The sequence below is a fragment of the Kitasatospora sp. UYEF31 genome, from assembly GCF_057291755.1.
The window spans coordinates 1-9,807 of record NZ_JBXAWK010000106.1; the positions used below are offsets into that span (position 1 = coordinate 1).

The following is a 9,807-nucleotide window of genomic DNA, read 5'->3' on the forward strand; positions in this document are numbered from 1 at the left end:
GCGCCCCCCCCCCCCCGTCGCCGCGCCCGCGCGGCCCCCCCCCCCCCCCCCCCCGCGGGCGGCCCCCCCCGGCCCCCCCCCCCCCCGGCGGGCCCCCCCCCCCCCCGCCTTTGTGGTCACACGCCTGGTGTCCACCGCACGAGAAGGTTTTTCGGCGTGAAGGCCCTTCAGCCCAGGACCGGACCCGCCACGATCTCCACCGTCTTGGTCAGCGGCGTGCCGGAGCCGTCCCGGCGCGGGTCGAGGGCCGGCAGGTCCACCGGGTTGCCCCGGTCGTCCGCGGCGTGGACCGGGACCGGGCCCGCCCAGGCCAGGGACAGCCGCGTCTCACCCTTGAGGAAACGCTGGCAGCGCACTCCGCCGGTGGCCCGGCCCTTGCGCGGGTAGTCGCCGAACGGCGTCACCTTCGCCGTGCCGTTCTCCGAACCGAACAGGGCGTCGCCGCTGAACGCCGCGACGGACACCACCACCGCGTCAACCGCGGGGTCCACGGCCGTGAACGAGATGACCTTGCGTCCGTCGCCCACCTTGATACCTGCCATGCCACCGGCCGGCCGCCCCTGCGGGCGCACCAACACCGCCTGGAAACGCAGGAGTTGTGCGTCGTCGGTGATGAAGACGAAGTCCTCCTCGCCGGTCTTCAGCTCGACGCCGCCCACCACCCGGTCGCCGTCCTTGAGGCCGATGACCTCGAACTCGTCCTTGTTGGCGGGGTAGTCCGTCGTCACCCGCTTGACCACACCCTGCTCGGTGCCGAGCGCCAGCCCGGGGGAGTCCTCAGCGAGCGAGCACAGGCACACCACCGTCTCGCCGGTCTCCAGCGTCAGGAACTCCGAGACCGGCGCTCCGCCGGCCAGGTTGGGCGAGGTGGAGGTGGTGGGCATGCCCGGTAGGTCGACCACGTTGAGCTTGAGCAGCCGACCGGTTGAGGTCACCACGCCCAGCTCGCTGCGCACGGATGTGGACACCGCGGACACGACCGTGTCGTGTTTCGCCCGGCCCGGGGACTCACCGCTCTTGTCCTGGGAGGCTTCGGGCCCCCCGACGGCGGTGCGGGCGAGCAGCCCGGTGGAGGACAGCAGAACCCGGCACGGGGTGTCCTCGACTTCAAGTGGGACCGCTGCGGCGGGGGAGCCGGCTGATTCGAGCAGCACCGTGCGGCGGGGGGTGCCGTGCTTCTTGGACACCACCGCGAGCTCGTCGGAGACGATCTTCCTGAGCAGCTTGTCGTCCTCCAGGACCGCGGTGAGCTCCTCGATCTCGGTGCCCAGCCTCTCCTGTTCGGCCTCCAGCTCGACCCGGTCGAACCGGGTGAGCCGGCGCAGCGGGGTGTCCAGAATGTACTGCGCCTGGATCTCCGACAGCTCGAAGGTCTCCTTGAGGGACTCCTTCGCCGCCGCGGCGTTCTCCGACTCGCGCACGATCCGGATGACCCGGTCGATGTCGATGAGCGCGGTCAGCAGGCCGTCGACCAGGTGCAGGCGGTCCTGCCGCTTGCGGCGGCGGAAGGTGGTGCGGCGGCGCACGACGTCGAACCGGTGGTCGAGGTAGACCTCGAGGAGTTCCTTCAGGCCCAGCGTCAGCGGCTGGCCGTCGACGAGCGCGACGTTGTTGATGCCGAAGGTCTCCTCCAACGGCGTCAGTTTGTAGAGCTGCTCGAGGATCGCCTCGGGGTTGAAGCCGTTCTTGATCTCGATGACCAGGCGCAGACCGTGCGAGCGGTCGGTGAGGTCCTTGAGGTCCGCGATGCCCTGGACCTTCTTGGACTGGACGAGCTCCTTGACCTTCGCGATCACCTTCTCCGGGCCGACGTTGTACGGCAGTTCGGTGACGATGATGCCCTTGCGGCGCGGGGTGACGCTCTCCACCGTCGCGGTCGCGCGGATCTTGAAGGTGCCGCGCCCCGCTTCGTACGCGTCCCTGATGCCGTTCAGCCCGACGATCCGGCCACCGGTGGGCAGGTCGGGCCCGGGGATGAACTTCATCAGGTCGGCGAGTGTCGCCTCCGGGTGCCGGATCAGGTGCCGGGCGGCGGAGACGACTTCGACCAGGTTGTGCGGGGCCATGTTGGTGGCCATGCCCACCGCGATCCCGGTGGCCCCGTTGACCAGCAGGTTCGGATAGGCCGACGGCAGGACGCCGGGCTCGGTCTCCTGGCCGTCGTAGTTCGGGCTGAAGTCGACGGTGTCCTCGTCGATCGACTCCACCATGAGCATCGCGGCGGGGGACAGCCGCGACTCGGTGTAACGCATCGCGGCCGGCGGATCGTCGTTGCCGAGCGACCCGAAGTTGCCGTGCCCGTCGACCAGCGGGAGCCGCATGGAGAACGGCTGTGCCATCCGTACGAGTGAATCGTAGATCGCGGTGTCACCGTGCGGGTGCAGCTTGCCCATCACCTCGCCGACGACGCGCGCGCACTTGACGAACGGCCGGTCGGGGCGCAGGCCCATCTCGTTGGCCTGGTACAGGATGCGCCGGTGGACGGGCTTCAGCCCGTCCCGCGCGTCGGGCAGCGCCCGGGAGTAGATGACGGAGTACGCGTACTCAAGGAATGAGCCCTGCATCTCGTCGACGACGTCGACGTCGAGGATCTTCTCTTCGAAATCGTCCGGCGGTGGCGTCTTCGTAGCGCGGGCCATTGGAGTGACGGCTCCTTCTTGCTTGATACAGGGCAAGGGTCATTGTGGCGTGTCGGTACGACACACGGGTGCAGCGACCCGGGCCCGGGGCGGTTGGCCTTATCCGTACGGGGGAATGAAGGGCCGTCGGACCCGGACTAGGACAAGGCAGGGATACAGCATGGACGACAAGCAGATCCTCAAGGACATCCACGACCTGGTGACCGCCGAGCACGACCTGCGCGACCAGGCACAACGGGGTGAAGTCTCCACAGCGGAGGAACAGGCCAGGCTGCGGGCCCTGGAGGTGCAGCTGGACCAGGCCTGGGACCTCCTGCGGCAGCGTCAGGCGCGGCGCGAGGCCGGCCAGGACCCGGCGTCCGCGGCCACCCGTCCGGCCGCGGAGGTCGAGGGCTACCAGCAGTGAAGGGCCCGTCGGTGATGATGCGGAGGCCAGCGCCGGCAGGTCCGTTCTGAGCCGTAGGGTGGGGGCCGGGCCCGGGAGGTCCCGGTCCCCACCGTCATAAGGGCGACCGAGCGAAGCGGGGGAGCGCGGCCGGAGGCCGCAGCTTTCCGGGTGGCGTCCTCCGCGGTTCCTGGAGCCCGGCAACAGACAGCGAGAGGACGGACCGTACGCATGGCTCCTACGGTGGGCGGAACCTTCACCGCGACCGAGCACACTCTGGCCAACGGACTGCGGGTGGTGCTCTCAGAGGACCACGTGGACCCGGTCGCCGCGGTGTGTCTGTGGTACGACGTCGGCTCCCGGCACGAAGTCGCCGGGCGCACCGGTCTTGCCCATCTGTTCGAGCACCTGATGTTCCAGGGCTCGACGCAGGTCAAGGGCAACGAGCACTTCGAGTTCATCCAGTCGGCCGGTGGCTCGCTCAACGGCACGACCAGTTTCGAACGTACGAATTACTTCGAGACCATGCCGGCCCATCAGACCGAGCTCGCCCTGTGGCTGGAGGCGGACCGCATGGGCGGCCTGCTCGAAGCGCTCAGCGAGGAGAGCCTCGAAAACCAGCGCGACGTGGTCAAGAACGAGCGCCGCCAGCGCTACGACAACGTTCCGTACGGCACGGCCTGGGAACGGCTCGTCGCGATGGCCTACCCGGCCGGTCATCCGTACCACCACATGCCCATCGGTTCGATGGCCGACCTGGACGCCACCACGCTGGAGGACGCCCGCGCGTTCTTCCGGACGTACTACGCGCCCGACAACGCGGTGCTCAGCGTCGTCGGCGACATCGACCCGGCCCAGACCCTGGCGTGGATCGGGAAGTACTTCGGCACCATCCCCGCGCATGACGGGAAGCCGGTCCCCAGGGACGGCGCGCTGCCGCCGCTGATGGGCGGCGAAGTGCGGGAGACCGTGCGCGAAGAGGTGCCGTCGCGGTCGCTCATGGCCGCCTACCGGCTGCCCGCCGACGGCACCCGGGCCGCCGACGCCGCGGACCTGGCGATGACCATCTTCGGCGAGGGCGAGAGCTCGCGGCTGAACACCCGGCTGGTCCGCCGGGACGAACTGGCGGTGTACGCCGGGTTCGGCATGATGCGGATGGCCGGCGCGCCGTCCCTCGGCCTGCTCGACGTCAAAGCCTCGGGGCACGCCTCGATCGACGACATCGACGCCGCGGTGAACGAAGAGCTGGCCCGGTTCGCGGCCGAAGGACCCACCGCCGCCGAGCTGGAGCGCGCCCAGGCGCAGATCGAACGCGCCCGCCTGGACTCCTTCTCCACCGTCGACGGCCGGGCCGACGAACTGTGCCGCTACGCGGTCCTGTTCGGCGATCCGAAGCTGGCCTTCACCGCCGTCGAGCGGATGCTCGACATCACGGCGGCGGAAGTCCAGGCGATCGCCGCGGAGCGGTTCGTGCCGGACAACCGGGCCGTGCTGGTGTACGAACTCGATGAGACCGACGACGAGACCGAAGCCGGGGCCGGAAGCGAATCCGGGACCGAAGGCGCGGACAGCGAGGCAGCAGCATGACCGAGACGACCGAATCCGCAGCGGCCGGGATGACCCTGCACCCGCGTCCCGCCGCCGGCACCCCGGGCACCTGGACCTTCCCGGTCCCGGAGCGCGGCACGCTGGCCAACGGACTCAGCGTGCTGCGGATCAACCGCCCCGGGCAGCAGGTCGCCGCATGCGAACTGCTGCTCGACAGCCCGCTGGACGCCGAGCCGCGCGGCCTGGACGGCGTCGCCACGATCATGGCCCGAGCCTTCACCGAGGGCACGGACACCATGGACGCGGAGACGTACGCATTCGAACTGGAACGCTGCGGGGCCACCCTCGACGTCGGGGCCGACCACGGCGGCGTGCAACTGTCCTTGGACGTCCCGGTCTCCCGCCTCGAACAGGCGCTCGGGCTGGTCGCCGACGCGGTCCGTGTCCCGGCGTTCCCCGCCGAGGAGGTCGACCGCCTGGTCCGCCAGCGGCTCGACGAGATCACCCACGAACTCGCGAGCCCCGGGCGTCGGGCGGCGTTCGCGCTGTACGGCTCCCTGTTCGACGCCGCGCTGCGGGTCTCCCGGCCCCGCGCGGGCACCGCGGAGACCGTGCGCGGCATCACCCGGGCCGCGGTGGTGGAGTTCTTCACCGCACATGTGCGCCCGGCCACCGCCACCCTGGTCGTCGTCGGCGACTTCGACGGCGTGGACCTCGACGGGGCACTCAACCGTACGCTCGGACGTTGGTCCGGAACCCCGGGCGCCGCGTCAGTGGCGACCCGCGACATCGCCGACGACCACGCCCGCGTGATCATCGTCGACCGCCCAGGGAGCGTGCAGACCCAGCTCCTGGCCGGACGCCCCGGACCCGACCGGCACGCCCCGGTCTGGGCCCCGCTCACCGTCGGCACCTACTGCCTGGGCGGCACCCTGACGTCCCGTCTGGACCGGGTGCTGCGCGAGGAGAAGGGATACACCTACGGGATCAGGGCGATGGGCCAGACCCTACGGTCCGGCGCGCTGTTCGCCATCAGCGGATCGGTGGAGACCGACGTGACGGGCCCGGCGGTGGCGGACCTGTTCGAGGTCCTGCGCACCCTCGCGGTCGAAGGGCTGACGGACGCCGAACGCGACGCCGCAGTGCAGAACCTGGTGGGCGTCGCCCCGTTGGAGTTCCAGACCGCGCGCGCCGTGTGCGACGCCGTCGCCGAGGTCGTGGCCGACCGGCTGCCCGACGACTACCTGCCCGGCCTCTACACCGCGCTGGCGGCGACCACCACCAAGGAGGCCGCCCGCACGGTTGTCGACGAGTTCGACCCCGCGCACCTGGTGGTCGTCGCGGTCGGCGACGCGTCGAAGATCCGCGGCCCCCTCGAGGAACTGGGCATCGGTACGGTGACCGTCGCGCTGTGACGCGGGGGAGGCGGCGCCGGACGGCCCGGCGCCACTTCCGCCTGCGTCCGTACGCCTATCGTCCGGTGGCCGGGTGGCCGGACGGCCGCCGACACCGGTGACGGGCACCGCGCGGCCCGCATCCTCGGCTTCGCCGACCGGTTGTGGCGGTCCTGCGGCCGGGTCCAGATGGGGGTGCCCATCCTGGTCGCCGCGCGGGCCGACTGTGAGTGGCAGGCCCGGTGGCTCATCGGTGACGTCGCGTACGAAGCGGCCTTCCGGCTGGGACTGGACGCCGAACGGGACGACGGCGTCGCGTGCGCCCTTGAATGCAACAAAAGACACGAACGATGAAATGTCATGACTCAACGCTCACCCGCCTGTGACCGCAGACACCCGGCTCACCTACGGTGTACGACATGGACGAGCTGGTGGCGGCGGGTACAGACCCCGTGCGGACAGGGTCACGACAAACAGAGTCAGAAAACGCGGCCGGACCAGGGGATCCAAGCCTCCGGAACGCTGGCCTCACGACCGCGGAGGTCGCCGAACGGGTGGCCCGCGGCGTGGTCAACGACGTTCCGGTCCGGTCCAGCCGGTCCACCGCGGACATCATCAAGACCAACGTCTTCACCCGCTTCAACGCGATCGTCGGCATCCTGTTCGTGATCATCCTGGTCGTCGGGCCGGTCAAGGACGGCCTGTTCGGCTTCGTGATCATCGCGAACACCGGCATCGGCATCGTCCAGGAACTCCGCGCCAAGCGGACCCTGGACAAGCTCGCCGTCATCGGTGAGGCCCGGCCCCGGGTCCGCCGCGACGGGCACACCGCAGCGCTCAGCTCCGGCGACATCGTCCTCGACGACGTCATCGAACTCGGCGCCGGTGAAAAGGCCGTGGTCGACGGCGTCGTCCTGGAGGCTGAAGGCCTCGAAGTCGACGAATCGCTGCTCACCGGCGAAGCCGACCCGGTGCTGAAGAAGTCCGGCGACCAGATCATGTCCGGCAGCTTTGTCGTCGCCGGGAACGGCGCGTTCGCCGCGACCCGGGTCGGCCGGGAGGCGTACGCGGCGCAGATCGTCGAAGAGGCGTCCCGTTTCACCCTGGTGTCCTCCGAACTGCGCGGCGGCATCAGCCAGATCCTCAAGTACGTGACCTGGGTGCTCGTCCCGGCCGGTGCCGCGCTGATCATCAGTCAGTACCGGCTCAACGAGGACGACGTCCCCGAAGCGATCCGCCGCATGGTCGCCGGTGTCGTCCCGATGGTGCCCGAGGGCTTGGTCCTGCTCACCTCCCTGGCCTTCGCCGTCGGCGTGCTCCGGCTCGGCCGTCGAGACTGCCTCGTGCAGGAACTGCCCGCGATCGAAGGTCTGGCCCGCGTCGACGTGGTCTGCCTCGACAAGACCGGAACCCTCACCGAGGGCGGTATGAACGTCATCGAGGTCCGCTGCCTCGACGGTGCGCCGGAGGACGGGGAACTCGTCGACGCGGCCCTGGGAGCCCTGGGCACCACCGAACCGCGCCCCAACGCGAGCCTGCAGGCGATCATCGACCAGTGCCCCGTGCCGCAGGGCTGGCGCACGGACGCGACCATCCCGTTCTCGTCGGCCCGCAAATACAGCGGTGCCACCTTCGTCCAGCCCGACGGCGTACGGGCCTCCTGGCTGGTCGGCGCGCCTGAAGTCCTCAGTGCGGACAAGGCTCTGCTGGACGCGGCCGAAGAGCTCGGTTCGCAGGGACTGCGCGTACTCCTGCTCGTCCGCACGGCCGAACCGGTCGAGGACCTCACGCGGAAGTACGACCCGTGGACCGCCCGCCCCGCCGCCCTGGTCGTCCTCGAACAGCGACTGCGCGCGGACGCCGCCGAAACCCTGGCCTACTTCGCCGAACAGGGTGTGGCCACCAAGGTCATCTCCGGCGACAACGCGGTCTCCGTCGGCGCGGTGGCCGCCAAACTCGGCATCCCCGGCGCCGACCACCCGGTGGACGCCCGGACACTCCCGGCGGACCGGGAGGAACTCGCCGACATCCTCGAAAAGAACTCCGTCTTCGGACGGGTGACACCCCAGCAGAAGCGCGACATGGTCGGCGCGTTGCAGTCCCGCGGCCACACGGTCGCCATGACCGGCGACGGCGTCAACGACGTCCTGGCCCTCAAGGACGCGGACATCGGCGTGGCCATGGGATCCGGATCCGAAGCCGCCCGCGGCGTCGCCCAGATCGTGCTGCTCAACAATTCCTTCGCGTCGCTGCCCTCCGTCGTCGGCGAAGGCCGCCGGGTGATCGGCAACATCGAACGGGTCTCCAACCTGTTCCTGACGAAGACGGCGTACGCGGTACTCCTGGCCATCGCCGTCGTGATCGCCAACGTGCCCTACCCGTTCCTGCCCCGCCACACGACGTTGCTCAATGCCCTGACCATCGGCGTCCCGGCGTTCTTCCTCGCCCTCGCGCCCAACAGGGAACGGGCCAGGACCGGGTTCGTCAACCGGGTGCTGCGCACCGCGGCCCCCGCCGGCGCGGTCGCCGGTGTCGCCTGCTTCACCGCCTACCTGCTGGCCCGGCACCACTACGGGGCAACCGAGGCCACCCGCAGCGCCGAGACCTCGATCGCCACGCTCACCCTGTTCCTGACGGCCCTGTGGGTCCTGGTGATCATCGCCCGGCCCTACACCTGGGGACGGGTCGCCCTGGTGGGGGCCATGGTCGCCGGGTTCGCGACCGTGATGGCCGTGCCGGGGTTCCAGGACTTCTTCGAACTCAAACTGGTCGGCACGCAGATGCCGTGGACCGCCGTGGGCATCGCCGCGGTGGCCTCCGCGGTCATTGAGGTGCTGTGGAGGGTGGCCAGGCGCCGACAGGCAGTCGCAGAGGCCGCGTCGCCCGCGTAACGGCGTACTGATCGCACGTCAGTCCGACATAACGATCAGGTCGGCAAGGGTCCCGGCGCGGAACCGGCGGGCCCGCCCGGCTAGTCTCCCGAGGCACAACAGCCGCGGCGGACCAGCCGGGCGTACCGCTGTCCCAGCCACCCCGCGGTCCCCGGTCCCTGCCGCACAACCGGCACGGGGAGTCGTATGAAGATCCGAGGTCGCCGATTCGGCACCGCCGCAGTCACCGCCACGGTGCTCGGCGCAGCCATGCTGTCGTCCGGCTGCGGTCTGGTCGACAAGGCAAAGGACAAGGCGGACGCCAAGTCCCCGTCCGCCGCACCCGCCGCACCCGCTGCGGCCGTCTCCGCCGCCCCGTCCGCCACGCAGGCCGGGACGCCGTCGGCGTCCGCCGCCGCGTCCACAGCCGCCTCGAAGAAGCCGGGCGGCCCCGGCGGCAACATCGGAGTGTGCGACGTGGTGGCCGCCGCCGACGTGCAGGCCGCGCTCAAAATCCCGACGGTGCAGGCCAAACCGGACTCGCTGCCGTTCACCTGCCGCTACAACGACGCGGACGGCAAGCAGGTGCTGTACACCTCCCGGCTCCAGCTGCCGGTCCTCCCCGGGCAGACCCCGGAGGGGGTGATCGACGAGGAGACCGTGAAGCGGAAGGGCGAGAAGCTCACCGACATCGGCACTCCCGCGACCTACTACACGGAAAGCCAGGTCGGCTCCGTCGTCTTCGCGGTGCGGACCGGCGAATTCATCATCAAGGTGTCGATCACGCCCTACGGCGCCCAGCGTTCCGCCGACAAGGTGACGCTGACGGAGCTGGCGAAGACCGCCTCGGCGAAGCTGCTGGCCGGCGGGAAGTCCTAACGACCTGGGTCTGAATAACGGTTGAGGCGTTTTCCTGCGCCAACGACAAGAGCCGCGCGAGCTTGTGATGTGTGACGATCAACTGGGCCCGC

7 protein-coding genes are annotated in these 9,807 nt (G+C 70.3%); 6 read left to right on the plus strand and 1 reads right to left on the minus strand.

The annotated features are described in order from the left end of the window. Window positions 1-167: 167 nt before the first annotated feature. A complete protein-coding gene (locus tag AC0Z36_RS28740; RefSeq protein ID WP_485466008.1) occupies window positions 168-2,639 on the minus strand; it encodes a DNA gyrase/topoisomerase IV subunit A in 2,472 nt (823 codons plus the stop codon). Between the two features lie 160 nt (window positions 2,640-2,799). Here AC0Z36_RS28740 and AC0Z36_RS28745 point away from each other — a divergent pair, with 160 nt between their 5' ends. The 6 genes from AC0Z36_RS28745 (at window position 2,800) to AC0Z36_RS28770 (ending at window position 9,715) form a co-directional block, all read left to right on the plus strand. Beyond that, a complete protein-coding gene (locus AC0Z36_RS28745) occupies window positions 2,800-3,045 on the plus strand; it encodes a DUF2630 family protein (protein WP_485466009.1) in 246 nt (81 codons plus the stop codon). A 210-nt stretch (window positions 3,046-3,255) separates the two neighbouring features. Beyond that, on the plus strand, window positions 3,256-4,611 hold the full coding sequence (locus AC0Z36_RS28750) for a M16 family metallopeptidase (protein ID WP_485466010.1): 1,356 nt from the start codon (window positions 3,256-3,258) through the stop codon (window positions 4,609-4,611). Then, window positions 4,608-5,987 carry a M16 family metallopeptidase gene (locus AC0Z36_RS28755; RefSeq protein ID WP_485466011.1) on the plus strand — a complete coding sequence of 460 codons (1,380 nt, stop codon included), beginning with the start codon at window positions 4,608-4,610 and terminating at the stop codon, window positions 5,985-5,987. Before AC0Z36_RS28750 ends, AC0Z36_RS28755 begins: the two co-directional genes overlap by 4 nt. 168 nt (window positions 5,988-6,155) lie before the next feature. Then, window positions 6,156-6,320 carry a hypothetical protein gene (locus AC0Z36_RS28760; RefSeq protein WP_485466012.1) on the plus strand — a complete coding sequence of 55 codons (165 nt, stop codon included), beginning with the start codon at window positions 6,156-6,158 and terminating at the stop codon, window positions 6,318-6,320. 65 nt (window positions 6,321-6,385) lie between these two features. Further along, window positions 6,386-8,857 carry an HAD-IC family P-type ATPase gene (locus AC0Z36_RS28765; protein WP_485466013.1) on the plus strand — a complete coding sequence of 824 codons (2,472 nt, stop codon included), beginning with the start codon at window positions 6,386-6,388 and terminating at the stop codon, window positions 8,855-8,857. A 186-nt stretch (window positions 8,858-9,043) separates the two neighbouring features. Further along, a complete protein-coding gene (locus AC0Z36_RS28770; RefSeq protein WP_485466014.1) occupies window positions 9,044-9,715 on the plus strand; it encodes a hypothetical protein in 672 nt (223 codons plus the stop codon). Window positions 9,716-9,807 lie beyond the last annotated feature (92 nt).